This is a genomic window from Streptomyces sp. NPDC001700, assembly GCF_053596435.1.
Window position 1 is genome coordinate 192,090 of record NZ_JBSFGE010000003.1, and the last position, 26,804, is coordinate 218,893.

Below are 26,804 nucleotides of genomic sequence, written 5' to 3' on the forward strand. Positions count from 1 at the left end.
GGGCGAGCGTAGGCCCCGGCCGGGCGGTTTGGGTACCCGGCGGTAACTATTTGTGGATGCCGCTCAGATGCCCTCGATCTTGAGGTTCTTCACGACGTCCTCGTACAGCGTGTCGCCGGTCCCCCGGGCGTCGCCCCGGGCGGGCATCGTCACGGTCAGCTGCCAGGCGATGTGATCGTCGCTGACGAAGAGGTGATCGCGCTTCAGATAGAGGATGCGGTTCTCGTCGCTGCTGGTGCCGGGCTTGTAGTAGGTGGTGTTCAGGTCCTTCGCCGGTTCGCCCTGCTGCGTCGTCTTCCTCGGCTTCTCGCCGCGCACCTCCTCCATCGTCGACAGGGCGCCACTCTTGTAGTACGCGGCGACCTCCCCGGCCAGACCGGTGGTGTCGGTGATCTTCCGCTCCGGGTCGGAGACCAGCTTGGTGAGGGTGATGGTGTAGACGCCGCTGGGGTCGCCGAAGGTGACGCTCGGCTCGTTCTCGTCGGTGTCGTCCTGCACCCGCTTGTACGCGCTCGGCACCGCCAGCGAGGCGGCCACCACATCGCGCTCCTCCCGGACCGTCCAGCCGGACGGCAGTGGATCCTCGCTCGCGAACGGCTTGACGAAGACCAGCACGCATACGGCGGCGATCACGACGAGGGCGGCGCCGAGGCCGAACTGCGCCGGGCGGTTCTTGTGGAGGATCGGCGGGACGAAGCGGTTGCCGCTGTGCACCGTGCCGCCCTGCGCCGCCGGGGGACCGTAGACGCCCGCCGTGCCCGCCGTGGGCATGGGCATCGCGGGACGGGTCGGCACCGGCCGTACGACCGACTCCAGCGCCTCGCGCGTCTCGGCCGCCGAGGGGCGCAGGGCCGGGTCCTTGAGCAGCAGTCGCATGGTGATGGAGCCGAGCGCGTCCGGACCCCGCGCGGGCCGCTGCGGTTCGGCCGACAGCACGGCCTGGAGGGTCGCGGGGGTGTGCGAGCGGCGGAACGGGGACATGCCCTCGACCGCCGCGTACAGCACGACGCCCAGTGACCACAGGTCCGACGCCGGGCCCGGCCGCTGGCCCAGCACCCGCTCGGGCGAGATGAACTCGGGCGAGCCGACGAAGCCGCCGGTCTCGGTCAGGCCCTGTTCGCCCTCGATGTGCGCGATGCCGAAGTCGGTGAGGACGACGCGGTCGCCCCGGCCGAGCAGCACGTTGTCCGGCTTGACGTCGCGGTGCAGTACGCCCGCCTCGTGCGCGGCCGACAGCGCGCCCAGCACGGCGAGCCCGATCCGGGCCGCCTCGCGCGGGTCGAGCGTGCCCTCGGCCAGCCGGTCGGCCAGCGAAGCGCCGTGCACCAGCTCCATGACGATCCAGGGGCGGCCGTCCTCCACGACGACGTCGTGGACGGTGACCACGGAGGGGTGGTCGATCCGGGCGGCGGCGCGCGCCTCGCGCTCCATCCGCTGGTAGACGGTCTGCCGCTCGCGGTCCGGCAGATGGGCCGGAACGCGCGGCTCCTTGACCGCCACCTCGCGGTCCACGATCTGGTCGTGCGCCGTCCAGACGGTGCCCATGCCGCCGTGGCCGAGGCGGCCGAGGAGGCGGTAGCGGCCGCCGATGAGCCGCCCGGTGTCGGAGCCGTCTGTGGCAGGGCCGCCTTGTGCGCCGTGGCCCGCGCGCGGGTCGTTCGGTGCGTCGGCGGCGGGGCGCTGCCCGGACGCCTGCGTGGGTTCGTACGCACCGGGCCCCGTCGCCTGGCGCGGCGGCTGCGCGGGCGGAGCCGCCTGTGGCGTCGCCTGCGGCGTCGCCTGCTGCGGCGTCGCCTGCTGTGGCGGCCGCAGGTCGTAGCTGGTGGGCTCGTTCGCCCGTCGTCCCCCGTCGTTCGTCATGCGCAAATCATTACCCGGTCGGCGGTGAACACCGCCACCCGCCGACGGGCCACGGGGACGGCTCGTGACAAAGCCGTTGCGACCGGGGACCCCCTAGGAGCCGGAGCGGGCGAAGGTGGCGACGGCCGTGTCGAAGTAACGTTTCCCCTCGGACTTCTTCCCGACCGGGACAGAAAGCCACAGGTCGTACATCTTGCCGCCCTCGTTCCAGCTCAGGTCGAAGGTCTGCCGGGAGCCGCCGTCGTCGGCCGAACCGTTCCAGACGAACGCCCACAGCGCGGCCGGGTGGCCGTTCTGCGTGGTCTGGATGACCTGGCCGTTGCGGTAGCCCTCGTAGTCGCTCGGCCCCTTGGCGTCCGCCGCCTGGCTCACCGCGAGCGGCCCCCTCGGGTCCGGCTCCTGGGCGTGGATGCCGATGCGGAACTCCAGGCCGGGCGAGTTGTAGTAGACCCGGGGCCCCTTGGCCTCGCGGGCGAAGCCCTTCGGTACGGCGAGCGAGAACCCGGAGGGGTCGTGGACCCGCTCGAACCCCTCGGGCACCCCGCCCGGGCCGGAGGGCGCGGACGCCTCGGGGGCCGTGGACACCTTCGGGTTCGCGGCGTCCGGGGACGCCTTCGGGTTCGGGGAGTCCTTCGGGTTCGGGGAAGCGGTCCCGGTCGGTTCCGCGTCGCCGTCCGGGCGCGCGTCCTCCCCGCTGTCCTTCTCCGCGACCCGGCCCGCGCCGCCACGGGCCGTCGTGTCCTTGCCGCCGTCGTCCAGCAGCGCCATCGTGCCCGCGCCCAGCCCGGCGAGGGCGACGACCGCCGCGACGGCCATCCAGACCGTACGGCGCCTGGGGGAACGCCTCCCGGACGCGGACCCGGACCCGGACCCGGACGCGGGGACAGTAGGAGCGACCGGCGTGGCCGGGGAGGCCGCCGACGACGCGAGCGGCGTGCCGGGCTGCGTCGGGGTGCGCCGTACGGAGAACCCGGAGGTGTCCCCCGAGCCCAGGTACGTACGCAGCATCCGCGCCGCCTCGTCCGCCGTCAGCCGCGTCTCGACGTCGCGCCGCAACAGCCCCTCGACGAGCGGCCGCAGCGGACCGGCGGCCTCCGGTACGTGGACGTCGTCGTAGACGACGGCGTGCAGCACCCCCGCCATGGAGTCCCGGTGGAACGGCGACTCCCCGCTCACCAGCGTGCACAGCAGCACGCCGAGCGACCACAGGTCCGACTCGGGCCCGGTACGGCGCCCCGTCATCCGCTCCGGCGCCGTGTACTCCGGGGAGCCCACGAACGCGCCGGTCTCGGTGAGCGTCGTCGCGCCGTCGACCTGCGCGATGCCGAAGTCCGTCAGCACGACGCGCTCGGTGCCCGACTCGATCAGCACGTTGGCCGGTTTGATGTCCCGGTGCAGCACCCCGCGCGCGTGCGCCACGCGCAGCGCGTCCAGCAGCGCCGCCGCCACCCGGCCCGCCTCGTGCGCCCCGAGCGGGCCGCGCGCGCCCATCCGGTCGGCGAGCGAGGCGCCGTCGACCAGCTCCATGACGATCCACGGATGGCCGTCCTGCTCGACCACGTCGTGCAGGACGATCACATTGGGGTGCTTGATCTGGGCGACCGTACGGGCCTCGCGCAGCGCGCGCTCGCCGCGCAGCCGGTTGTCGGGCCCGTAGCCCTCGTCCACGTGGAGTTCCTTGACCGCGACATCGCGGCCCAGCAATTCGTCGACGGCCCGCCAGACCGTGCCCATGCCGCCGCGGCCGAGCCGCGAGCCCAGCCGATAACGCCCGGCCAGCAGGCCGGTGTTTCCCCCGGAGTTACCCATGGGCTCATCTTGCCTCACGGGTTCGGCGGCCCCTTCGCCCGGTAGGCGGCACCGGCGCCTTGTCGGATGAGCCGCGCGCCGGTGGAACGCGCGCCTGCGCGCTCGCCCTTGGGGGCGATTGAGCGGACGGGCCGCGTCGGGGATCGTAGAGCGTGCCGATGTTACAGGGGCGGACCGCGGCCGCCCCGCATCGCGAGGACCACGTGGAGCCGCCCCGCGGCGGGGGTCCACGGGGCGGCGGTTCGGGGCGGCCGTCCATGCGGCGGCGGCTGGGGGCGCGTCAGCTGGTGGCCGGGACCTTCCAGGTGCGGGAGTCGGTCAGCAGCTTGCGCAGCGCGGGGTCCTTCACCGCGCGCGAGGTGTCCGTGGCCTTGGCCATGACGGTGTGCGGCCGACCGTCGGACGGGACGCCGAGGGACGCGGGGGTGACGGTCTTCTCGCCGCGCGCCGCGGTGACTTCGGTGCCGTCCACGTACCAGCTGAGCGAGGCGGACTTCGGGACGCTCACCGTCAGGCTCGCCGCCCGGGCGGCAGCAGCGCCGGTGCGGCTGCTGAGCACGCTGGCGTGGCGGTAGAAGCCCGCGATCATCGCTTCGCGGCCGGGCAGGCTGTACTCACGGCCGAGGGTGCGCATGATCGAGTTCTCGGTGGGGCGGTTGAGGCCCTTGGGGTAGTAGCGGCCGCCCTCGTACGCGCCGACCTTGCCGCCGTCCGGTGAGGTCTGGCCGATCCAGCGGTACCACTTCCGCTTCTCCGCGGTGAGCTGGGCGGCGCTCAGCTTGGTGGCGTTGGACTCGCGGGGTTCGGCGCCGGTGTAGGTGCCGTTCGTGGCGTAGACGTACTCGTCGGCGAGGTCCCCGACCGAGTGGCCGGTCTCGTGGACGGCGACCTGGTCGGAGTCGGGGTGGTCGGAGGAGGCGGTGGCGATGCCGTCGTAGCCGACGCCCGAGCTGATCGCGTAGCCCGCGCCGCCGTACTTGGCGGAGTTGGACAGCACGATCACCAGGTCGGCTTCGGGCGCCTTCGCCGCGTACGACTCGACCTTGCCGGTGTCGACGCACAGCAGCCGTTCGGTGCCGTCGCACCAGAAGTAGGAGTCGAGGGCGGTGTCCTTGACGACGCCCTTGGACGGGTCGCCGGAGACGCCGGACTGGTTGGAGACGGCGTCCACGGACCAGACGTTGAAGAGGCTCCGGTAGGCGGCGTACGGCTCGACGGCGGAGATCTGCGCCCACTTGGAGCGTACGTCGGCATGGAAGTCGTCCTGCTGGGCGGCGGTGTAGCCGTCGCCGACGAAGACGACGTCGACCTTGTCGGCCGGGGCGCCGTTGTCGATGACGGACGCGACATCGCCGTCGGCGGCGGTTTCGGCGCGGGAGAGCGCGCGGTCGCCTCGGGTGAGCCGGGCGGGGGTGGCGGCCGGGACCTCGGTGTGCCGGGGGTGGGCGCCGGGGCCGGTGAAGTACTCCACCTCATGGGTGCGCCCCGCCGACCCGGCGGCGGACGCGGACGGCGCGGCGGTCGCGGCGGGGCTCAGGGTCGCGGCGACCGCCGCCGTCAGCGCCAGGCCTCCGGCGACGACAGCGGAGCGTAAGGGGGTGTGGCGGCCTCGCCATATCCCTCTGCGCACGGGGGCTCCCGACGTTTGCTCCGTAAGCGGCCTGTTAAACACGATTAATTCGCCGCTCAACCTAGGGCCAAAGGATGGCCCGAGCAATGGGAACTAGGGGATTCGCTAAAGAAATCGACCATCAGGCCCTATGTCCCGGCTCGTACCTTTGTCAGGACGCTTCGTCCCGCGCCAGCGCCAGCAGCCGGTCCAGCACCCGGCGGCCTCCGGCCCGCACTCCGTCGTGCTCGTACTCGTCCGTCACCCAGGTCCGCAGGCCCCGGATGGCGCGGGCGGTGGCCAGCGAGTGCGCGGTGTCCACGTACAGATCGTCGTGGTAGATCGCGGCGGCCACCGGGACGGTGTTGCGGGCGAGCCGTTCCGGGTCGTACAGCGGGCCCCAGCCGGTACGGGTCGCCAGCAGCTCGGCGGTGCGGCGCAGCGGGCGCAGCGCGGCGTGGGTGTCCAGCATCCAGGGGTGGACGGTCTCCGCCGTGAGCAGGACGGGAGCGTCCTCGGCGACCGCCCGTGCGGCGTCGAAGCGCGGGAATTCGTCCCGTACGCGGTGCGCGGACCAGGCGGTGGCGCTGCCGCCCTGGGCGTAGACGGACTCGTGGAGCAGGGTGTACAGGGGGCTTCCGGCGCGCGAGAGCACGGCGGCGACCTGCTCGGCGAACGCGTCGGCGAGGCGCGGTCCGGCGGGGGTCTCCGCGAAGGCGTCCTCCAGGAGGTAGTGGAGGCGGTGCGATCCGTCGCCGGTGCCGAGCAGGATGCCGAGCTGCTGGAACGCCTCCGGGGTCAGCCGGGTACCTTCCGGCAGCACCTCGTCGTGCGCGGCGAGATGGCGGACGACGCGGCGGACGGTGTCGGCGTCGCCGGGGTAACGGTCGTAGTGGGCGAGGGTTTTGCGCTCCATCCGGGGATAGGCGGCCCGGTACACCGCGTCCGCGTCGGCGGTGAGCCCGGGCAGCCCGCCGGTGATCAGCACGGTGTCGAGCCCTTCGGGCGCGTACGAGAGGTAGCCGACCGCGCAGAAGCCGCCGAAGCTCTGGCCGAGGACGGTCCAGGGGCGGCCGCCGGTCAGCCGGGGCCGGATCAGCTCGCAGTCGCGGACGATGGAGTCGGCGCGGAAGTGGGCCAGGTAGTCGGCCTGCTGCTCGGGGGTGCCGCGCTGCGGCAGGGTCTGGCGGGTGGCGGGCGTGGAGCGGCCGGTGCCGCGCTGGTCGAGGAGGAGTACCCGGTACTCGTCGAGCGCGCGGTCGAGCCAGCCGGAGCGGCCCACCGGGCGGTCGGCGCCGAATCCGGGGCCGCCCTGGAGGTAGAGCAGCCACGGCATCCGCTCGCGCTGGGCGTCCGAGGTGCCCGCGGCGACCACCTCTCGGCCGTAAAGCCGGATCCGTTCGCCTTCCGGAGCCTTATGGTCAAGCGGTACGTCGAAATGATGGTCGGTGAGACGCAGTCCCGGCTGACGGACGGTCGCCGTGGCGTCCGGCCCCACCGGTGCTGTATCCATCGCCTGCTGCATGTTTTTAATCCTCACGTAAATGGACTTAGCTCGGCGATTAAGTTACCGCCGGGGAGAAGAGGGCACGGTGGCCGAAAAGAGCGCCGGAGACGGTAGAGCGGCGGGGGCGGCAGGGGCGGAGGGCACGGCGGAGATCGGGCGCCGGGTGCTCAGGCTGCGTACGGAACGCGGGTTCACCCAGCGGCAGCTGGCCGAACCGGCGTACACCGCCGCGTATGTCTCCACGCTGGAGTCCGGGAAGGTCCGCCCCTCCGAGGCCGCCCTCCGCCACCTCGCCGACCGGCTCGGCATCACCTACGAGGAGCTGTCCACCGGCCGTTCGCCGCAGGACGCCACCCGGCTGCGCGCCGGGCTCACCGACGCCCGGCGGACGCTGGCCACCGGCGACACCGAGGACGCGGCCGCCCGCTTCGCGGCGCTCGGCGCCGAGGCCGACCGGCTCGGCTTCACCGAGGAGCGGGCCGCTGCCCTGCTGGGGTCCGGCGACTGCGCCATGGAGACCGGCGAACTGATCGTCGCCCGCGACCACTTCGAGGCCGCCGAGAAGCTGCTCGCCGACGAGCCGCTGCCGCGCCGCGTCCCGGCGCTCCGCGGCCGCGCCGTCTCCCATCTGCTCGCGGGCGAACTGCGCTACTCCTGCTATCTGCTGGAGAGCGCCATCGACGAGCTGAACGCCTCCGGAATGCACGACCCGAACGCCCTGCTGCTGCTCTACACCGCCTCGATCGCCCCGTACATGGACATGGGAGCGCACGGGCGGGCGGTGCGCGCCGCGGAACTCTCCCTCGCGCTGGCGCCCAGCGTGGACAACCCGGAACTGGTCGCCCAGATGCACCGCGGCGTGGCCCGCACCCTGATAGCCGAGGGCCGCACCGCCGAGGCCGACGCGTCGCTGGCCAAGGCGCAGGAGCTGTACGAACAGCTGCGGCTGCGCACCGATCTGGCGCACTGCCACTGGATGCGCGGCTACGTCCACGCGCAGGACGGCGACCTGGAGCGCGCGGAGAGCGAACTGCGCACCGCCCGCGACATGCTGGCGTCCAAGCGGGCCGCGCTCTTCATGGTGCAGGTGGAGGTGGAGCTTGCGGACGTGCTGCGGCGGCGCGGCCGTACCGCCGAGGCGGAGGCGCTGCTGCGGCCGCTGCTGGCGAGATCCGGCGATACCGGAGCCGATGCCGTCGAACTCACCGCGGAGCAACTCACCGCGGAGCGCGGCGCGGTGCACGCGGGCGGCGCGCACCGGCTGCTCGGGCTGATAGCCGACGAGCGCGGCGACGCGGAGGGGGCGGAGGAGCACTACTGCGCGGCGCTGTCGCTGCTGGAGCGCACCGGCGCCGCCGGTGACCTGGCCGACCTGTGCCGGTTGCTGGGCGATCTGCTGCGCCGCGAGGGGCGGTTGGAGGCCGCGATGGACGCGTACCGGACGGGCCTGGGGCACCGGGCCGCACCGGGCACCACGACGCTGGGCCCGGCCCCGGCCGAACCGCCCATCGGGCGCTGATCCCGGGAAGGCGTACGGCACGGGCGATGGGTGCGCCCGCCGGGCCGGGGCTACTCGGGGGTGGTCAGGCCCCGATGGGCCGGTCCTCCCCCAGCGAGGGCCGGTCGACACGGCTCGGCGGGCGGGTCAAAGGGTGAACAGGCCGCCGCGTGTGGGGGTCGCGGCGGCCTGTCCGGCGCCGTAGCGCCCCGCTGTCCACCCCAGACCGCGGCCATTTTCGGCCACGGCGGTCACGGCGCGCCGAGAGGCCGTACGACGCGCTGTCGGGGCGGGGGGTCGGGTGTACCCCGCGGAGTGGTGCGGCATGTGATCCACTGTGCCCGGCCCCGAACGGGCGGTCATCCGCCCGTGGTCTTCCCTCGCCCCCCGCCGATCGGAGGGGTGATCCCCCCAACAGGGCGGAGGAGACCACTCCATATTGGCGCTCCGATGCGGCAGGCTGTGCGGACAATGCGCATGACAGCCGAGGGAGGGGAGCTGCCGGTGATCCGTGTTGCGGTGGTCGACGACGAGGCACTCGTACGGTCCGGCCTGAGGCTGATCCTGGGCACGGCCCCGGACATCGACGTGGTCGCCGACTGTTCCGGCGGAACGGCGGTCGAGACGGTGCTCGACAGCGAGGCCGACGTGGTCCTCCTCGACATCCGGATGCCCGACGCCGACGGGCTCACCGTACTCGGGCAGTTGCGGGCCGCGCCCCGCTCCCCCACCGTCGCCATGCTGACCACCTTCGACGCCCAGGAGTACCTGACCGCCGCGCTGCGCGCCGGGGCGGCCGGGTTCCTCCTCAAGGACACCGACCCGGAACAACTGGTCCGCGCGGTACGCACCCTCGCCCAGGGCGGCAGCGTCCTCGACCCCGGCGTCACCGGGGCGGTGATCGGCGGCTATCTCGCCGCCGAGGCCGAGGCGACCTCCGCCACCGCCATCGACGCCCTCACCCCGCGCGAACGCGAAGTGCTCGCGCTGCTGGGCGAGGGGCTGGCCAACCCGCAGATAGCCGAACGGATGGGGCTCGCGCCCAGCACCGTCAAGGACCATGTACGGGCGGTGCTCGGCAAGCTGGGCGGGCTCAACCGGGTGCAGGCCGCCATCGTCGCCGACCGGGCCGGGCTGATCGCCAGCCGCCCGGGGACGGGCGGCCCGCGGTGACCCCGGCCGCCGCCCCGATGTCGCTGCCGAAGTCGGCGCCGTCATCGGAGGCGCAGTCCTCGGCCCAGTCGGCGGCCCAGTCTTCGGCACAGTCGGCGTCGTCGTCGGGGCGGTGGAGGCTGCCGGGGTGGGTACGGAAGTGGGGGCCGCTGCTGGTCCCCGTCGTGCTCGCCGTGGCCGACGCGCTGCTCGTCAACGGCGTCACCCTCGGCCTGGAGCTGAACGTCTCCCTGGTCGCGGCGGCCGCCCTGCTGCTGCGCCACCGCTTCCCCGCGCCGGTCTTCCTGGCCACCCTGCCCGGCATCCTCATCGGCTACATCTGGTTCGCGCCGATGATCGCGCTCTATACGGTGGCCGAACGCCGCCCCGGCCCACGGCTGCTCGGCGTCTCGGCGCTGCTGCTGGCCGCCGCGCACTTCGTCCCGTGGCCGGTTTCCGACTTCGAGCCGACCGCGTACCGCGAGAACACGCTCACGCTCATCGACGCGTCCATCACCTCCGTCGGGCCCATCGCGCTCGGCCTGCTGGTGCGCACCCGGGGCGAACTCGCCGCCCGCCTGGACGATCTGACCCGCAGCCGCCGCCGCGCCGACGAGCTGATCGCCGAGCAGGTGCTGAGCACCGAACGCGCGCGGCTCGCCCGCGAGATGCACGACGTCGTCGCCCATCAGGTCAGCCTGATCAGCCTGCAGGCCGGGGCGGTGCAGATCAGTGCGGAGGACCAGCAGGCGCGGGAGAGCGCGCGGACGATCCGCGAGCTGTCCGTACGGACGCTGGACGAGCTGCGCCACATGGTCGGCATCCTGCGGGCGGCGGGCGGCGATCTGGAACAGCTCACCCCGCAGCCCCGGCTGGCGGATCTGCCGCGGCTGATCGAGCTGAGCGCGCTGGACGTGGCGTACGAGGAGGCCGACGACGCGCGGCGCGCGGGACGGCCGGAGGCGGTGGAGCGGGCCGCGTTCCGCATCGTGCAGGAGGCGTTGACCAATGTGCGCAAGCACGCGCCGGGGGCGCGGGTGACGGTACGGATCGCGGAGGCGGCCGCCGAGGGGCGGGGGCTGCGGGTGGAGGTCCGTAACGGGCCGCCCGACGCGTCCGCTGTGGCGCCGGGGCTGCCGGGGGGTGGGCACGGGCTGGTGGGGCTGCGGGAGCGGGCGGTGCTGCTGGGCGGCACGCTGTCGGCGGAGCCGACGGAGGAGGGGGGCTTCGTGGTGCGGGCGGACTTTCCTGAGGTGCCGCCGCTGCCGTAGGGGGTACGGGGGTTTGTTCCCCACCCCGCCCCTTCCCGAACCGGGGCAAGCCCCGGACCCCGGACGCCCTCCGGGCGTGGCCTCAAACGCCGGCCGGGCTGGAAGAGCGAACAGCGGGCCGGAAGGCGGCTTCAGGCACTAACCGCCGACTTCGGGCCGGGACACCGGCCGGGCTGGAGTTGGCTCGGTGGCTAGGCCGAGAGGGGGTTTGCGGTGTTTCGTTCGTCGTCGTCCGGTTCCGTCGCCACCATCAAGTTGGGGTAGACGTCGAACAGGCGGCGGACGCCCAGGGCCGCGAGGACGCGGTGCACATGCGAACCGTGGGCCGCGTCCTGCGGCGGGAGGATCAGCCGGAGCTTGCCCGAGCACGACCGCATCAGCCGACGCGCGGCGATCAGGACGCCGACGCCGCTTGAGTCGCAGAACCGGACCTCTGAGAGGTCGAGCACCAGTGAGTGGCGGCCCTCGGCGACCGCGTCGTGGACGTGCTGCCGGACTGCGGGCGAGGTCACGAGGTCCATCTCGCCGGAGACCTGCAGGACGACCCACTCCCCCCGTCCGTCCTCCATCACCTTCAACGTCACGCGCTCGAAGCCCTTCGCTCGCAGCTAACCGGAATTTGCTGTTCCAAGGCGGCTGCCCGCCCGGCACCGCATAAAACTCCCCCCAGTCTCAAGCCGTACAACGACCCTATGCCCCGCCGAAGCGTTTCGTCCCACCGGTTCTGCGCACCGTGAGCGGCCCAATACCATCCGCAGCCGCGTTGTGCCGCACTTTGCCGCATGGAGGCGCGTTGTGTCAGCCCCCGGCACTACATTCGATATGAAGGTGGGCATAGTGCCAGGAGACCCGGCCGACGAACAGGGATGGGGGCCGCATGGCGAACGACGCACCGCCCCGCTGGGACCGCAGGATGCAGCAGCGGCTGGCGCGCGGGGAAGCCGCCGCACTCGGCGAGCTGTACGACCGCTTCGCCTCCCTCATCCACCATCTCGCCCATCGCGTCCTGGAAGACGAGGACGCGGCCGACCGCATCACCCGCGAGGTCTTCGCCTACGTCTGGGAGAACCCGGACGCGTACGACCCCAAACAGGGCTCCCTGCGCTCCTGGATCGCCACCCTCGCCCACCGCCAGGCGGTGCACCGGCTCCGGTCGCGGACCACCGAAGACAGCGACAGCGAAGGCGAAGGCGGGGGCGATGACGTCGCCGTCGAGGAGCGCGTCCGGGACGCCTCCGTCGCGGCCCGCGCCGACTACATCGTCACGTCCATGCCCGCCCCACTGCGCGCCGCCCTGGAACTGGCCTACTTCGACCGCCGCGACTACCGCCAGGCGGCCGCCGCACTGGGCGTGACCGAGGACGAGGCCCGGCGGCGTCTGCGGCTCGGGCTTCAACTGCTGTCCACGGCCTACGTCCCGCCGCCGCGCACCATGGCGCCTCCCGGCTACGGGCGGGCGCTATGAGCGGCGCGGGCGGCCCGGAGCGGTGCGACCCCGGCGACTTTCCCGAGTACGGCCGCGGTGATGGCCGCGGCGACGACCACGGCGACGGCAGAGACGGGCCTGGTGATACTTCGGGCATTCCACCCGAACCGGCCGGGCCGCCCCGCATCCCGACGCCGCGATCCGCCGCGGAGGACGCCAGCGGCTGGCCGGGCCCCCTGATGCCGCTGCCCGAACCAGCCGACCCGCCCGACACCGATCCGCCCGACACCGATCCGCCCGGTACCGCTCCACCGGACGACCAACCCCACACCGAGCAGCCCGCCGCCGCGCTGGAGCGCACCACCGCTCCGCCGCCCACGCACGACGTCCTGCGGTCGCTCCTCGGCGCCTGGGCGCTCACCGCCTGCTCCCCCGACGAGACAGCCGCCGTCGAAGCGCATCTCAACCACTGCCCCTCCTGCGCCGAAGAGGCGCTGCGGCTGCGCGAGGCCGTGGGGCTGCTGCACGCCGAGCACAGCCTCGACCTCGACCCGCTGCTCCGCTCCCGCGTGCTGGCCGGATGCCTCGGCCGCCGCCCGGCGCGGATACCGGTGCCCGGCTGGGCCGCCGCGTACGACGCGGAGGCCGCCCGGCTGGACGCGCTGCTGCGGGACATGGGCGAGGCCGAATGGCGCGCTCCAGTGCGGCTCAAGTGGTTCGACGGGCTGCGCCTCACCGGCCGTAACACCACCGTCGCCGGGGTCATCGGGCATCTGATGGTGGTGGACGGCGCCGTCGCCGCCGCCCTCGGACTGCCCGACCCGCTCGGAGACTACGAGCACGAGCACGAGCACGAGTACGAGCCCGGCACGCCCTCCGCCCGTACGGAGGCGTACTGGCACGCGGAGCCCGACGTCGCGGGCGGGACCGGTCCGTCCACCCTGCTGCGGGAGTTGTGGCGGGAGCAGGGGCACGCGCTGGTCCGTACGGTGTCGTTCGCCGGGCGCGGGGCCGCGGATCTCGCCGTTCCGTTCGGGGACTTCACCCTGCCGGTCCGCGACGCGTTCCTGGACCGCGCCTTCGAGTGCTGGGTGCACGCCGGGGATATCGCCGAGGCCGTCGACTACCCGTATGAACTCCCGTCCTCCGCCCACCTCAAGGCCATGATCGGCCTGTGCGCCCGGCTGCTGCCCGACGCGCTGGCCGAGCGGCGCCGGGCCGGGCTCGCGGCCCCGCCGCGCCGCCTGGTGGAGGCGGGCGCCCCGGGCCGTACGCTCCATCTGGAGGTCGAGGGGCCCGGCGGGGGCGATTGGTTCATCGCGCTGGACTCACCGGCCGCCGTGGGCACGAGGGAGGAGACGGTGGCCCAGATCGCGCTGGACCCCGAGACGTTCCACCAGCTGGCCGCCGGGCATGTGCCGCCGCAGGAGGCGGCGGTGGGGCAGCAGGGGGACGTGGAGGCGATCCGCGACGTGCTGTTCGCGACGGCCTCGCTGTCGCGGATGTAGCCGCCCAGCCGTCCCGTACCGCCGTACCGCCGTCAGCCGAAGACGACCGTCCGGTGGCCGTTCAGCAGCACGCGGCGCTCGCTGTGCCACTTCACCGCCCGCGCCAGCGCCTGGCACTCGACGTCGCGGCCGACCGCGACCAGCTGGTCCGGGGTCAGATCGTGGCCGACGCGCTCGACCTCCTGCTCGATGATCGGGCCCTCGTCCAGGTCGGCCGTCACATAGTGCGCCGTCGCGCCGATCAGCTTCACCCCGCGCGCATGGGCCTGGTGGTACGGCTTGGCGCCCTTGAAGCTCGGGAGGAAGGAGTGGTGGATGTTGATGATCCGGCCGGACAGCTGGGTGCACAGGTCGTCCGAGAGCACCTGCATATAGCGGGCCAGCACCACCAGCTCGACGTTCTCCGCGCGCACCAGCTTCAGCAGCTCCGCCTCGGCCTGCGCCTTGGTGTCCCTGGTCACCGGGATGTGCCGGAACGGGACCCCGTACGAGCCCACCAGCTCCTCGAAGTCGGTGTGGTTGGAGACCACCGCCGCGATCTCCACCGGGAGCGCGCCGATCCGGGAGCGGAAGAGCAGGTCGTTCAGGCAGTGCCCGAACTTGCTGACCATCAGCACGACGCGCATCTTCTGGTCGGCCCGGTGGATCTGCCAGTCCATCCCGAAGGAGTCGCCGACCGCCGCGAAGCTCGCCCGCAGGTCCTCGACCTTCACCGGGGAGACGGCGCGGAAGTGCACGCGCATGAAGAAGAGCCCCGTGTCCCGGTCCCCGAACTGCTGGCTGTCCTCGATGTTGCAGCCGGTCATGAAGAGGAAACTCGACACGGCGTGCACGATGCCCTGCTTGTCAGGGCAGGACAGCGTGAGGATGTACTGGTCGGGGACGGAATGCGACTGGCTCATGACTCCATAGCGTCGCACACCCGCGACACTCCTCAGGACCGCCGCCTAGGCGACCTGCGTCATGATCGACAGCACCTCCAGGGTGCGCGGCGGCACGTCCGGGTCCTCGCCGTCGTTGGAGGCCAGCAGGACATGGGCGTCGCGGGCCGCCCGCACCGCCTCCGGCCAGCCGTGATGTTCGATGTACGCCGAGACCTGGGCGTCCGCGCCGACCTGGTGGAGGATCCTCAGCACCCGCAGTACGGCGACATCGACGAGCGCCGCCTCCTGGGAGTCCCGGAAGATCGTTCCGACGTATTTCTCGGCTGACCAGTTGTCCAGCCAGGTGTCCTCGACCAGTCGGTACACGGCGTCGGTGACGTCACCGTATCCGGATTGCCCGGCCAGCCAGCACTCCTGCTGGAAGACCGGGTCAGAGAGCATGTGCAGCCCCGAGCGCACATTGGTACGCCAGCGCCACCACGGCATGTCGTTGACAGGCATACCGCCCATGGTGGTCGAGCGATGGCCGCGACGGGAAGACTTCTCCGAACCTTGCACAGTCACCGATCGTACGTTCTTCACACAGAGGGCCGCATAACCCCCCGTGTGTTCACCTTCCCGATACCCGCGCGTTCCCCGGCATAGCGGTCGCGTTCCGACCGGAGCACCAGGCTCGCATACCATGACCGGACGGCGACGCCCCTCCTCCCGCCCCCTCCGAGCAGCCGTCGCCGCCGCACTGTGCACCGCAGCGGGCGCGTCCTCGCTGACCGGATGCGGCTCGCTGCCAGGGTTGACGAAGGGGCCGGACAAGAAGCCCATCGTCGTGATGACATGGGCCCCCGAGGGCACCAAAGCGACCAATATGCCGGGAATGCCCGCCATGGCGCAGGCGTACGCCCGCTGGGTCAACGCCAGCGGCGGCATCCACGGCCGCAAGCTCAAGGTGATCACCTGCAACGAGCGCAACGACTCGGTCCAGGCCGCGCGCTGCGCGCAGAACGCGGGCAAGGCCAAGGCCGTCGCCGTCGTCGGCTCGTACAGCCAGCACGGCCGCTCCTTCACCTCCCCGCTGGAGGTCGCGGGCATCCCGTACATCGGCGGCTACGGGCTGACCCAGGAGGAGTTCAACAGCCCGTACTCCTACCCGGTCAACGGCGGCCAGGCCACGCTGCTCGCGGGCAACGGCCGCCAGCTCGCCTCCCGCTGCGACCGCGTCTCGCTGGTCCGTCCCGACACCATCGCGGGCGACGAACTCCCCGAACTCCTCGACGCCGGGCTCAAGGCGGCGGGCCGCCAGCCCGCGCACGACATACGCGCCCCCGAGGACGCGGGCGACTACAGCTCCCAGGCCACCACCGCCCTCACGGACGTCGGCGCCGACAGCTCCCTGGGCTCCGCCACCGCGGGCGCCGAGATGGACAACGCCTGCGTCACCGCCGCGCTCGGCGCGCGTACAGGCACCTTCTTCGACTCCTTCCGGCGCGTCCAGGAGGAACACCCGAAGGTGCGGATCGCCTCCATCATGGGCAGCGTCCGGCAGTCCCTGGTCGACAGCACGGGCGGCAGCAGCAGCCCGCTGGAGGGGACGTACGCCACGGGCTGGTACCCGGCGCCGGACGATCCGCGCTGGGGCCCCATGAAGAAGGTCATCAACAAGTACGCCTTCGACGACAACCGCATCGACCCCGACGACGCGGGCACCCAGACCACCTGGATCGCCTACACCGCGCTGCGCTCCGCGCTGATGTCCCTGAACCCCGATGACATCAGCGCGCGCACCCTGCGCAATGCCCTGGACCATGGCCACAAGGTCGACACGGGCGGCCTCACGCCGCCGCTGCGCTGGGGCTACAACGACCCGCTGAACGTGCGGGACTATCCGCGGATCGTGAACCCCGACGTCACCTATCAGGTGGTGCGCGACGGGCGGCTGGTCGCGGTGCGCAAGGGGTTCGTCAACGTGGCGAAGACGCTGGAGCGGTACGGCCCCCGGGACTGACCGTCCCGGGGCCACCCACTTTTGTCTACAGCTGAGTGGCCTCGTGCTTGGTGAGGCCGTACTTCCCGGCGAGCGGGTTCCACAGCTCGGCCGCCTTCCGCTTGGCCGCCGTCGCCTCGCCGCTCGCCCGCTCGGCCGCGCCGACCCGTCCGGTCCGGCGGGCCTGGCCCTTGGGGCAGCCCTTCTTGCCACGGGTCTGGTCGGCCCACGCCGCGTACTGGTTGTCGGCCTGCGCGGAGGACTTCCACGCCTTGGTCAGCGACGCGGTCAGCTGGGTGTGGTTCGGCAGCTTGTCGACGGACAGCTTGCCGAGCCGCGTCACCAGGCCGTTGCGCTGCCCGGCGGCCGTCCGCAGGTCGGATGCGGCCTTGGGCAGGTTCTTGCAGGTCTTGATGCTGTTGACGGCGTTGATCACCGCCGAGCGGCTGTTGTTGCTGTCCTTGAGCAGCGCGTCCAGCGCCTTCGCCTGCGGCTGCGCGGGATCGGCGGACTTGGACGGCTCGCTCGACTCGTCCTCCCCGGCGTTCGGCTCCGAGCTGGAGCCCAGCGTCGCGTTGTCGTCCTTCTTCTCGTCGTCGCCGCCCGCGCTGAGCGCGGCTCCGGCGGCGAGCCCGGCGATCCCGCAGCCCGCGACCACGATGCCGATGAGCACGGCGGGCGACATCCGGCGACGGCGGCCACCACCCCGGCTGCCACGGCCGCCATGCCCGCCGCCCCCGTCCGCCGGGGGCGGGGCGGGGGCCGGGGCGGTGAACTGCGGCATCTGCTGCGTCTCGCCGGGGGAGTCGGCGCCTGTGGGGGCGTCGCCGTCGGCCCGGAAGAGACCGTCGAACTCGGAGGGCGGCGGCCGGTCGCCCGGACGGCCGGGGCGGATCGCGAAGGGGGAGCCGGTGGGCTTCGGCGGCTGTTGTTGCTGCTGCTGCCGACCGCGCCGGGAGGGGGCGGGGGCGGCGGCCGGGATCGGTGCCGGGAGGACGGACGTCTCCTCGGCGTCTCCCGCCGGGGCGGCGGGCGCGGGCTGCTGCCCGCGCCCTCGATGCGCGCCCCGGCCGGGGCGCACGGTGCGCAGCTGGGTGGTGGACTCGCCGGGGGCCTCGGCCTTGGCGGGCCGGTTCTCGGGCGGCAGCGGCGCGCTGGCGGACGCCTGCGGCTGCTGCGCGGTGACGGGGGGTATGTACTGGGTCGCCTCGGCGTCCCCCGCAGGCTGCGGCGGCAGCAACTGCGTCTCGTCGGCGGCCCCGGCGTAGGGCTCCGGCTGCGGCTGAGCCTGTCTTTCCGGCTGCTGCGGCTGGGGCTGCTGGTACGGCTGTGCCTGCTGGTACGCAGGGGGCTGCTGCGGGGCCTGCGGCTGCTGATACGCGGGCTGCTGCGGTGACTGCTGCGGCGGCAGCGGCTGTTGCGGCGCCCAGCCCTGCCCCGCCGCGTCCCCCTGCGGCGCCCCGAACGACTGCCCAGCGCCCAACTGCGGCGCCCCGGAGGGCTGCTCCGGGGCCTGCGGCGAGCCGAACGACTGTCCCGCGCCCTGCGACGGCGGCCCGAACGACTGCCCGGCACCCTGCTGCGGCGCACCGGAGGGCTGCCCCGCACCCGGCGGAGGCCCGTACGGCTGCTCCGAGGGCTGCGGCAGACCGTACGGCTGCCCGGCACCCTGCGGCGGCGCACCGGAAGGCTGCCCCGCACCCGGCGGCGGACCGAACGACTGATCCGGTGCCTGCGGCGAACCGTACGGCTGCCCCGCACCCTGCGGGAGACCGTACGACTGATCCGGCCCCTGCTGCGGCGTGCCGGAGGGCTGCTCCGGTGCCTGCGGCGAACCGTACGGCTGCCCCGCGCCCTGCGACGGAGGCCCGAACGACTGCCCCGCGCCCTGCGGCGGCGCACCGGCAGGCTGCGGCCCGCCGAACGGCTGGCCCGCGCCCTGCGGAGGCCCGTACGACTGCCCAGCGCCCTGCGGAGGCGGTCCGGCAGGCTGTGCCGGGGGCGGCTGGCTCGGCTGGCCGTATGGCGCGTCCTCGGGGGGCAGGGGGCCTGCGCCTGTGGGGGGTCCGGCGGGAGCGGACGGGGCGGGGGCCTGGGGGCCCCAGGGCTCGCCCCAGGCCTGACCACCGGCCGGGGCACCGTGCTGCGGCCCCGAAGGCCCCGAAGGCCCCGAAGGCTCAGAGGCCTCCGGGGGCCACTGGTCGCCCTGAGCGGGCAGTACGACGCCCTCACGGACCGCAGGCAGGTGCGGCTCGTTACCCTGTCCGCTCTGCGTCACCGGGTCTCCTTGAATAACCGATTGCCGAATCGTCGGCTCACGCTACCGGTTACCCACGGGGGTATGAGCCCGGCGGAGGGAGAGACTGGTCACCGGCCGAGGCCCGGCGCAAGGGCGACAGGAGGGGGCTCAGGCGGCCTGCACCTCCAGCCTCGCCCCGAACTCCCGGACCACCGGCTCGTCCCGGTACGGCTCCAACCGCTGCTGGAAGTCGTCCAGATACTCCGCGCCCCGGTTGGAGCGCAGCGTCTGGAGCAGATCCACCGCCTGGCCGCCGACATGGCACGCCTGCTCCACCTCGCGCCCCTGGACGTGCGCCGTGGCCAGCAGCAGCAGCCCGATGGCGCGGCGCCGCACCCGCCCCTCGGGGTGGCCCGCCAGGGCCTCTTCGGCGCGCCGCCGGGCGGGCTCGGCCTGGCCCAGGTCGCGGTGGCAGTGGGCGAGTTCGTCGGCCAGATAGGCGTGGTCGAAGTGCTGGATCCACGGCGGCTCGTCCCCCGTGGGCCCGCCGCTGCCCACCGCCCGCTCCATCGCGTCCAGGGCGCGCCCGGCCGCGTGCTGGCAGGCCGGGGCGTCCCCCATCAGCGCGTGCCCGCGCGCCTCGGCGGCCAGGAACATCGACTCGGCGCGCGGCGGCACCTGGCCGCGCGAACCCTCCTGCGCGGCCTTGGCCAGCTGCGCGATCTCCCGGGGGTTGCCCAGCTGGGCGGCGAGATGGCTCATGCTGGCGGCCAGCACGTAGCCGCCGTATCCCCGGTCCCCGGCGGCCTGCGCGAGCCGCAGCGCCTGGATGTAGTAGCGCTGGGCGAGCCCGGACTGGCCGGTATCGATCGCCATGTACCCGGCCAGCTCCGTCAAGCGGGCGACCGCCGCGAACAGTTCGCGCCCGACCGACTCCCGGTAGGACCCGGCGAGCAGCCCGGAGACCACGCTGTTGAGGTAGTGGACGACGACGGGGCGCACATGGCCGCTGCCGTAGCGGTGGTCCAGCTCGACCAGCGCGTCCGTGGTGGCCCGCACCGCGGCGACGTCGGAGCGGCCGACCCGGGACCCGGCGGTGCGCGCGACCTGCGCGTCCGCACCGGTGATCAGCCAGTCGCGGCTGGGTTCGACGAGCGCCGAGGCGGCGACCGTCGAGCCGGTCAGGAAGTCGCGGCGGCCGACATCACTGCGCCACAACTCGCAGACCTGCTCTATCGCGCCGAGGACGGTCGGCGAGAACTGCAGCCCCACGCCCGACGCCAGGTTCTTGCCGTTGGCCATGCCGATCTCGTCGATCGTGACCGTTCGGCCGAGCTTGCGGCCGAGCGCCTCGGCGATGATGCCCGGGGCGCGGCCCCGGGGCTGCTGCCCTCGCAGCCAGCGCGCGACCGACGTCTTGTCGTAGCGCAGATCGAGACCGTGCTCGGCACCGCACATGTTGACCCTGCGGGCCAAACCGGCATTGGAGCACGCGGCTTCCTGAATGAGCGCCTGCAGCCGTTCGTTCGGCTGTCGCGCCACAAGCGGCCTAGCGGCCATGGTTTTACCCCCAGTGACTGCTGTGCGTTCTCGGCGGATGCCGTCCCTGTTGATCAGTTCCCCGCGGGTATCGCGGGTATACGGCGAATGCGGAACTTGCCCGTATTGACCACATAGACCGCTTGGTTCACGTACGTGCGTACGGCCGCGCCAAAACGCCCTCGTACGCCTGTCACGCATGGTGGCTACCCGCTTACACAGCCGGAACCCCATACGCGCCCCCACCCATGCACCCATGCGCCCCGGCATGCCAGCGCGCCCCCCTTTTGAGGCTCGGTTCGCCTCCGGGGCGCCACAGCCGATGTCGACGGTCGACCGTGCTCGGTCGCTCGTGCCTCGCTCCCTGCGCGCGCTCTCCCTTTCGACACCGGCGCGCCCCTTCGGCTCACTCGCCGCGCCCGGGGCGCGGGCTCGGGGCGCGGGCCCCGGCGTACAGGCGGGGGACCGGCCGTAACCCTTGTTGACGGCGGGAGTTGTGTTGTCGTGGAAGAGACCATGGACGTGACAGCAGCACCACACATTCCGAAGCAGCGCGGTGAACGGCTGCTCGACTCCGCCGTGCGCTACGCCGAGGAACGCCACTGGGACGTGCTCGCCGGAGCCTGGCTGGACACCGTGGGCGGCCTGCAGTGCTGCTCCTGCGGCCAGGCCGACTGCCCGGCCCCCGGCGCCCATCCGACCGCCCCGGACTGGGTGAACCAGGCGACCGGCAGCCCGGTCGTGGTCCGGCGGATGTGGGCCCGCGCCCCCGGCGCGTCGATCCTGCTGCCGACCGGCCGTACCTTCGACGCGCTGGACGTACCGGAGTCGGCGGGCTGTCTGGCACTGGCCCGGATGGAGCGCCGCAACGTCGACCTCGGCCCGGTCACTTCCACCCCGGACCGCAGGATGCTCTTCTTCGTGCTCCCCGGCGCCGCCGCGAAGATCCCGGACCTGCTGCGGAACCTGGGCTGGCCGCCGTCCTCGGTCGACCTGGCGGCGCGCGGCGACGGGGACTACGTGGTCGCTCCCCCGACCCGGGTCGGGCGGCACGGCCCGACCCAGTGGGCCCGCCGCCCGACCGCCGCCAACCGCTGGCTGCCGGACGCCGAGGAGCTGGTGAGCACGCTCGCCTACGCGTGCGGACGCGAAACCCGCGCCCCCGAGCCCCGTGCGCACGACACCCGTGGGTACGAGATCCGGGCACGCGAGGTCCGTGGACGCGAGCCGCGCGGCCGGGACACGCGCGGCCGGGACACGCGCTCCCCCGAGCGCCGCTGACGCGCCTGGGCCTTGTCCCCGGCCCCCCGTATCGTGGTCGCGGACGGGGACGCGACCAGTCCCCGTACCAGCCTGACGTTGGGAGACGGGGATTTCAGTGCCGGACGCACACGCAGACGCAGACGTACACGCACCCGCCGAGGGCCACGCACCCGCCGAGGGCGCGGCCGGGCCCGCGACGCCGCAGCGGCCCGCCGTGCAGGTGCGGGGTCTGTGGAAGCGGTACGGGGAGCAGATCGCGGTCCAGGGCATCGATCTCGACATCCCGGCCGGGCAGTTCATCGGACTCGTCGGCCCCAACGGCGCGGGCAAGACCACGACCCTCTCGATGATCACCGGGCTGCTGCGCCCCGACTCCGGCACGGTCGAGATCGGCGGGCACGACGTCTGGCAGGACCCGGCCGAGGTCAAGGCGCGGATCGGGGTGCTGCCGGAGGGGCTGCGGCTGTTCGAGCGGCTGTCGGGGCGCGAACTCCTCGCGTACACCGGGCGGCTGCGCGGGCTGCCCGGCGACGAGGTCGACAAGCGCGCGACCCAGCTGCTGGACGTCCTGGACCTGGCCGGTGCGCAGAACAAGCTGGTCGTGGACTACTCGACCGGTATGCGGAAGAAGATCGGCCTGGCCGCCGCGCTGCTGCACAACCCGGAGGTCCTCTTCCTCGACGAGCCCTTCGAGGGCGTCGACCCGGTCTCCGCGCAGACCATCCGCGGCGTGCTGGAGCGGTACACCCGCTCCGGTGCCACGGTCGTCTTCTCCAGCCATGTCATGGAGCTGGTGGAGTCGCTGTGCGACTGGGTCGCGGTGATGGCGCGCGGCAAGATCCGCGCGCAGGGCGCGCTGGCCGACGTACGGGGCGAGGCGCCGTCCCTCCAGGACGCCTTCCTGGAGCTGGTGGGCGCGCGTGAGCAGGGTTCGGGCGAGAACCTCGACTGGCTCGGCGGCGGCGCCCGATGACGCTCACCGATCCGCTCGACGCCAAGGGCCCGCTCGACACCGCGGCGCCCGCTCCCCCGGCGGTCCCCACCGGCTCGCCGCTGCCCGTCTTCGTCCAGCTGAAGCTGTCGCTGATGCGCAACGGGCTGCGGCAGTCCGCGGGCCGCCGCGCCGCGTACATCACCTCGATCGTCTTCACCGTCCTCTTCGCCGCCCTCCAGCTGCTCGGCCTGGTGCTGCTGCGCGGCAACGACGACGCGGACGCGCTGGTCACCGTCCTCACCGCGGTGCTCGCGCTGGGCTGGGCGGTGATGCCGCTCTTCTTCCCCAGCGGTGACGAGACCCTGGACCCGACCCGGCTGGTGATGCTGCCGCTGCGGCCCCGGCCGCTGATCGGCGCGCTGCTGGTGTCCTCGCTGATCGGCGTCGGCCCGCTGTTCACGCTGACGCTGGTGGTGGGGTCGCTGATCGCGATCGCGCACGGGGCGGCGGCCGCTGCGGCGGCCCTGCTGGCGGGCGTGCTGTCCGTGCTGACGTGCGTGGCGCTGGCCCGGGCCGTCGCGACCGCCAACTCCCGGCTGCTGAGCAGCCGCAAGGGCCGCGACCTCGCGCTGCTGAGCGGTCTGTTCGTGGCGATCGGGCTGCAGCTCGTGAACGTGGGCGTGCAGAAGCTGTCCGGCGAGGGCGGGCTCGGCGTGCTGCGGCCCACCGCGGACGTCCTGCGCTGGGTGCCGCCCGCGTCGGCGATCGACGCCGTACAGGGCGTGAGCGAGGGCGCGTACGGGATCGCCGCCGCCCAGTTCGCCCTGAGCGCGGCCGTGCTGGCGCTGCTGATGTGGTGGTGGTCGCGCAGCCTCACGCATCTGATGACCACGCCGGACAGCTCCACGATCCAGCCGGAGAAGCCCCGGCGGGGCGCCGGGGGCGCGGGCTCGTCCACCGCCACGCCCGGCCCGCTCGGCAAGCTGCTGCCCGCGGGGCGCAGCGGCACGGCCATGCTGCGCATCCTGCGGTACGCGGTGCGGGACCCCAAGGCCAAGACCAGCTGGGTCAGCGCGCTGGGGGTCGGCCTGCTGATGCCGCTCCTCACCTCCGTCCAGGGCAACGGCAGCATCTACTGGTCGTGCTGGGCCGCCGGGATGCTGGGCATGCAGATGTACAACCAGTTCGGTCAGGACTCCTCCGCCTTCTGGATGGTCGCGCAGACCATTTCCACGACCCGGGACGCCTATCTGGAGCTGCGCGGGCGGGCGTTCGCGGTGGCGCTGGTCGGAGTGCCGTATGTGCTCCTGGCGGTGGTGGGCTCGGCCGTCTTCCTGAAGGACCTGCCCGCCATCCCCGAGGCGCTCGGGCTCGCGTACGGCCTGCTCGGCGCGCTGATGGCGACCGGGGCGCTCAGCTCGGCGCTGCTCCCGTACTCCATCCCGCAGGACAGCGCCAAGAACGTGGCACCGGGGCAGGGCTCGCTCGCGTGGATGAGCCTCTTCGGCGGCATGATCGTGGGCGCCCTGCTGTGCGCGCCGCTGCTGGGACTGACGATCTGGCTGCACGTCAGCGGGAACCACGGCCTGCTGTGGGTGCTGCTGCCGCTGGGCGTGGCGTACGGCGCGGCGTTCGCGGAGGCCGGTCTGCGGCTGGCCGCGCCACGGACGGTGGGGCGGCTGCCGGAGATCCTGGCGGCGGTGAGCAAGGGCTGAGCCCGGCCCCTGGGCGAGATGAGGGTACGGCGCGGGAGCGGGACTGGTCAGGTCCCACTCCCGCGCCGCTTTTCCCCCTGCCGCTTTCCCTCTAGTCGAGGTACTTGCTGTAGACCCAGCCCTTGGTCCCGGGCTTGATGCCCGAGGTGGTCCGCTTGAGGATCTTTCCGTAGGACCAGCTCTTCATGAATCCGCCCAGATTGCCGGTGCGGCAGAAGTACCGGAAGGAGTCTCCCCGGTACAGCGTCCCTATCGCGCGGTACTTCTTTCCCGGTCCGGTGCGGAATCTGGCGCCACTCGTCACGACCTTGAAATTGACGTCCGGCGAATTGAACCGGCATGCCGACGAGCCCACCGCGGACGCCGTGGGCGCCATCGCGACCGAACCGCCCAGCATGAGCACCGCCGAGAGCACGACCATCGAGGCTTTTTGTTTAAGCTTCACGCGATCTCCCCCCGAGTTCAGTGATTTCCTTACGCCTGGTGTGTTAATGCGTGATTGCGCCCGGCCGAGGTTAGCAGCAGCCATGCGGCAAGCACCGTACCGGTAGACGCCATTGAGGCCGCGAAGGTTGAATTCCGCGAGGGAATGGCCGCGTCCGCACCGCGACATGGCCCGGTTCCGGCCACTTTCCACACCGCCACACCCAGGCCGTCACAGTACGCACACAGTTGGCGACCCGGATACGGAATTCCAGCCCCTAGGATCATCGATCGGAGAAAGATCGCGCAGGGGAGATGGACTTGCTGAAGAAGACAACGTGGCTGTGCGTCGCCGCGCCCGTTGGTGTACTGGCCCTGACGCTCACCGCATGTGGATCCTCCGGGAAAAAGAGCCATACGTCCACATCCCCCAAGCACAAGCCGCATTCCCGCTTCAGCGGAACGCACAAGAACGGCACGCGCGGTGCGAGTGCGGCGGCGAAGGCTGTACTGAAACCCGGTCAGTCCGCTTCGCGGGCATTCAAGGAGGACACCGGCGTCAAGCCGTTTTACTCGATCACCGCGCGGCGGATCGACATCGGAACGGCGGCCGAGGCCAAGGCCCTGGTCTCCGACCCGGCGGACGCCAAGGGCAAGGTCCCGGCGACCGGTTATGTGACGTACCGGCATCTGTCCGGTGCCGCCGTGAAGGAATGGCCGCGGGTCGGCGACTACGCGGATGTGTACGCGGACGGGCAGCGCGGCGCGAAGGTCATCGGCGGTGACGCGCCGAAGGGGTGCGTCGACCCGGACGCCGTCAAGAACTGGAAGGACGGTCAGAGCTACTCACTCTGCAACACCTTCCTCATCCCGGCCGATACGAAGCGGCTGGAGATCGCCTGGACCGAGATCGGCGGCAAGCCGTTCGTCTGGAAGTTCCCCTCGCGGCACTGATCCTGACGCCGCGGATCCTGACGCCGCGGATCCTGACGCTGCGGCTGCTCCGCGCTACACGGGTCCGGGCTGTGCGGGGAGGGTCGCGGCGAGGAACGGCTCCACCGCGCGGCGCCAGCCGTCCGGCTGGTCGTAGTGGACGAGGTGACCCGCGTCGGCCACCTCCGCGTACTCACCTCGGGGGAGGACGCGGACCATCTCCTGGGCCTCGGCACGGCCCAGCTCGCCGTCCAGACCGCGGACGACCAGGGTGGGGCACTCCACCAGGGCCAGCTGCTCCCAGTGGGCGTCATGGGCCCAGGCCGCGCGGGCCTTCAGCATCTGACGGCGGGAGAAGACGGGGCGCCAGCCGTCCGAACGCTCGGCCATGATCTCGGCGAAGAAGTCGCCCCGGGCGGCGTTCGGACGCTCCAGCGACGGATCGTCCTCGCCGAACCACCTGCGGACGTCCGCGAGGGTCGCGAAGGGCACCGGCCAGGACCGGAACCAGTCGGACCACTCGCGCTGCGAGGCGCCGCCGAGTGCCGAGGCCCGCATGTCGGAGATGACCAGGGCCCGGACCAGGTCGGGGCGGCGCGCGGCGAGCTGCCAGGCCGTCAGGGCGCCCATGGAGTGGCCGATCAGGGTCACCGGGCCAAGGCCGAGCTGCTCGACGGCCGCCTCGGCGTCCGCCACGTACGCACAGCGGTCGAACGGTCCCTCGGCGGGCTTCTCGCTGCGGCCGTGGCCGCGCTGGTCGAGGGCGACGGCCCGGTGCCGGGTGGCGAGCCAGCGGGCGGTCTCCGCCCAGTGCGCGGCGCGGCCCATCAGCCCGTGGAGCAGCAGCACTCCGGGGCCGCCGCGCGCTCCCGCGCGGCCTCCGGCCTTGGGCGGGTCCGTGAACTCCCAGGCCGCGAGCCGTAGCCCGGCGGCTCCGGTCACGTCGATGCGTCGCACCATGTCGTCTGGCACCTCCATCCCTCTCCCGAGCAACCCCAACCACCCCACAGTATCGAACTTGTATTCGAACGCACCGCAAGTGCCGGGCAACACCCCTCATTCGAGTGACCACGCTCAAGGATTGGTCGCCTCCGCCGAGGGGAGACAGCTAGCGGGAGGCGGACTACTCGGGGAAGGAAGTCCGCGGGGGATGACCCTGGGAGCTCGGGGCTCCGGGTCGCTACGGCCCCGGGCCGCGCAGGCCGCGTTCGCGCGGACCGCACGGCCCGGGGCCCACCGGGGGGACATGGGGA

At 72.8% G+C, this 26,804-nt stretch carries 20 protein-coding genes and 1 pseudogene; 10 read left to right on the top strand and 11 right to left on the bottom strand.

Translation table 11 applies throughout. The features are described from left to right. Positions 1 to 63: 63 nt before the first annotated feature. The 4 genes from ACWC5C_RS06585 to ACWC5C_RS06600 form a co-directional block, all read right to left on the bottom strand. Entirely contained in the window at positions 64 to 1,860 is a 1,797-nt protein-coding gene (locus ACWC5C_RS06585) for a serine/threonine-protein kinase (RefSeq protein WP_450874343.1), read from the bottom strand. Between the two features lie 93 nt (positions 1,861 to 1,953). Next, on the bottom strand, positions 1,954 to 3,669 hold the full coding sequence (locus ACWC5C_RS06590) for a serine/threonine-protein kinase (RefSeq protein ID WP_450874345.1): 1,716 nt from the start codon (positions 3,667 to 3,669) through the stop codon (positions 1,954 to 1,956). Positions 3,670 to 3,949: 280 nt separating this feature from the next. Further along, positions 3,950 to 5,299, bottom strand: a complete 1,350-nt coding sequence (locus tag ACWC5C_RS06595) for a M64 family metallopeptidase (protein ID WP_450874347.1) — start codon at positions 5,297 to 5,299, stop codon at positions 3,950 to 3,952. A 151-nt stretch (positions 5,300 to 5,450) separates the two neighbouring features. Next, entirely contained in the window at positions 5,451 to 6,803 is a 1,353-nt protein-coding gene (locus tag ACWC5C_RS06600) for an alpha/beta fold hydrolase (protein ID WP_450874349.1), read from the bottom strand. 67 nt (positions 6,804 to 6,870) lie between these two features. On the opposite strand from ACWC5C_RS06600, the gene ACWC5C_RS06605 reads away from it, so the two are divergent. From ACWC5C_RS06605 to ACWC5C_RS06615, 3 genes are all read left to right on the top strand, one after another. Next, complete coding sequence (locus ACWC5C_RS06605) at positions 6,871 to 8,304, top strand: helix-turn-helix domain-containing protein (protein WP_450874701.1); 1,434 nt, start codon at positions 6,871 to 6,873, stop codon at positions 8,302 to 8,304. A 483-nt stretch (positions 8,305 to 8,787) separates the two neighbouring features. Then, entirely contained in the window at positions 8,788 to 9,456 is a 669-nt protein-coding gene (locus tag ACWC5C_RS06610; RefSeq protein WP_450874702.1) for a response regulator, read from the top strand. Next, positions 9,453 to 10,706, top strand: coding sequence for a sensor histidine kinase (locus tag ACWC5C_RS06615; protein WP_450874351.1), 1,254 nt, complete (start codon positions 9,453 to 9,455; stop codon positions 10,704 to 10,706). The genes ACWC5C_RS06610 and ACWC5C_RS06615 overlap by 4 nt, the downstream gene beginning before the upstream one ends. A 191-nt stretch (positions 10,707 to 10,897) precedes the next feature. Here the strand turns inward: ACWC5C_RS06615 and ACWC5C_RS06620 are convergent, their stop codons facing one another. After that, a complete protein-coding gene (locus ACWC5C_RS06620; protein ID WP_450874353.1) occupies positions 10,898 to 11,275 on the bottom strand; it encodes an STAS domain-containing protein in 378 nt (125 codons plus the stop codon). A gap of 308 nt (positions 11,276 to 11,583) precedes the next feature. Here ACWC5C_RS06620 and ACWC5C_RS06625 point away from each other — a divergent pair, with 308 nt between their 5' ends. Beyond that, positions 11,584 to 12,171 (top strand): RNA polymerase sigma factor, encoded by a 588-nt coding sequence (locus ACWC5C_RS06625; protein WP_450874355.1) that lies wholly within the window; start codon positions 11,584 to 11,586, stop codon positions 12,169 to 12,171. Beyond that, positions 12,168 to 13,640, top strand: a complete 1,473-nt coding sequence (locus ACWC5C_RS06630; protein ID WP_450874357.1) for a zf-HC2 domain-containing protein — start codon at positions 12,168 to 12,170, stop codon at positions 13,638 to 13,640. Before ACWC5C_RS06625 ends, ACWC5C_RS06630 begins: the two co-directional genes overlap by 4 nt. Before the next feature lie 32 nt (positions 13,641 to 13,672). Here ACWC5C_RS06630 and purU read toward each other — a convergent pair whose 3' ends face one another. Both purU and ACWC5C_RS06640 read right to left on the bottom strand, forming a co-directional pair. Beyond that, the gene (gene purU, locus ACWC5C_RS06635; protein ID WP_385438967.1) at positions 13,673 to 14,542 is read right to left on the bottom strand and encodes a formyltetrahydrofolate deformylase; all 870 of its coding nucleotides are present in this window, start codon (positions 14,540 to 14,542) and stop codon (positions 13,673 to 13,675) included. A gap of 45 nt (positions 14,543 to 14,587) precedes the next feature. Continuing rightward, positions 14,588 to 15,034 (bottom strand): SCO4402 family protein, encoded by a 447-nt coding sequence (locus ACWC5C_RS06640; RefSeq protein WP_450874359.1) that lies wholly within the window; start codon positions 15,032 to 15,034, stop codon positions 14,588 to 14,590. A 172-nt stretch (positions 15,035 to 15,206) separates the two neighbouring features. On the opposite strand from ACWC5C_RS06640, the gene ACWC5C_RS06645 reads away from it, so the two are divergent. Beyond that, complete coding sequence (locus ACWC5C_RS06645) at positions 15,207 to 16,526, top strand: ABC transporter substrate-binding protein (RefSeq protein WP_450874361.1); 1,320 nt, start codon at positions 15,207 to 15,209, stop codon at positions 16,524 to 16,526. Between the two features lie 25 nt (positions 16,527 to 16,551). Here ACWC5C_RS06645 and ACWC5C_RS06650 read toward each other — a convergent pair whose 3' ends face one another. After that, positions 16,552 to 18,783, bottom strand: a complete 2,232-nt coding sequence (locus tag ACWC5C_RS06650; RefSeq protein ID WP_450874363.1) for a hypothetical protein — start codon at positions 18,781 to 18,783, stop codon at positions 16,552 to 16,554. Between the two features lie 129 nt (positions 18,784 to 18,912). Next, positions 18,913 to 20,304, bottom strand: a complete 1,392-nt coding sequence (locus ACWC5C_RS06655; protein ID WP_450874365.1) for a transcriptional regulator — start codon at positions 20,302 to 20,304, stop codon at positions 18,913 to 18,915. Positions 20,305 to 20,799: 495 nt separating this feature from the next. Between ACWC5C_RS06655 and ACWC5C_RS06660 the strand changes: the two are divergent. The 3 genes and pseudogenes from ACWC5C_RS06660 to ACWC5C_RS06670 form a co-directional block, all read left to right on the top strand. Next, a pseudogene (locus tag ACWC5C_RS06660) lies at positions 20,800 to 21,441 on the top strand (bifunctional DNA primase/polymerase); the annotation flags it as partial. Between the two features lie 220 nt (positions 21,442 to 21,661). Beyond that, positions 21,662 to 22,519, top strand: coding sequence for an ABC transporter ATP-binding protein (locus tag ACWC5C_RS06665; protein ID WP_450874367.1), 858 nt, complete (start codon positions 21,662 to 21,664; stop codon positions 22,517 to 22,519). Next, positions 22,516 to 24,195 (top strand): transporter, encoded by a 1,680-nt coding sequence (locus ACWC5C_RS06670; protein ID WP_450874369.1) that lies wholly within the window; start codon positions 22,516 to 22,518, stop codon positions 24,193 to 24,195. Before ACWC5C_RS06665 ends, ACWC5C_RS06670 begins: the two co-directional genes overlap by 4 nt. Before the next feature lie 91 nt (positions 24,196 to 24,286). Here ACWC5C_RS06670 and ACWC5C_RS06675 read toward each other — a convergent pair whose 3' ends face one another. After that, a complete protein-coding gene (locus ACWC5C_RS06675) occupies positions 24,287 to 24,640 on the bottom strand; it encodes an SH3 domain-containing protein (protein WP_450874371.1) in 354 nt (117 codons plus the stop codon). Between the two features lie 293 nt (positions 24,641 to 24,933). Here ACWC5C_RS06675 and ACWC5C_RS06680 point away from each other — a divergent pair, with 293 nt between their 5' ends. Beyond that, positions 24,934 to 25,572 (top strand): hypothetical protein, encoded by a 639-nt coding sequence (locus ACWC5C_RS06680; protein ID WP_450874373.1) that lies wholly within the window; start codon positions 24,934 to 24,936, stop codon positions 25,570 to 25,572. Positions 25,573 to 25,626: 54 nt separating this feature from the next. On the opposite strand, the gene ACWC5C_RS06685 is transcribed toward ACWC5C_RS06680, so the two are convergent. After that, positions 25,627 to 26,511, bottom strand: a complete 885-nt coding sequence (locus ACWC5C_RS06685) for an alpha/beta fold hydrolase (protein WP_450874375.1) — start codon at positions 26,509 to 26,511, stop codon at positions 25,627 to 25,629. Positions 26,512 to 26,804: the final 293 nt, after the last annotated feature.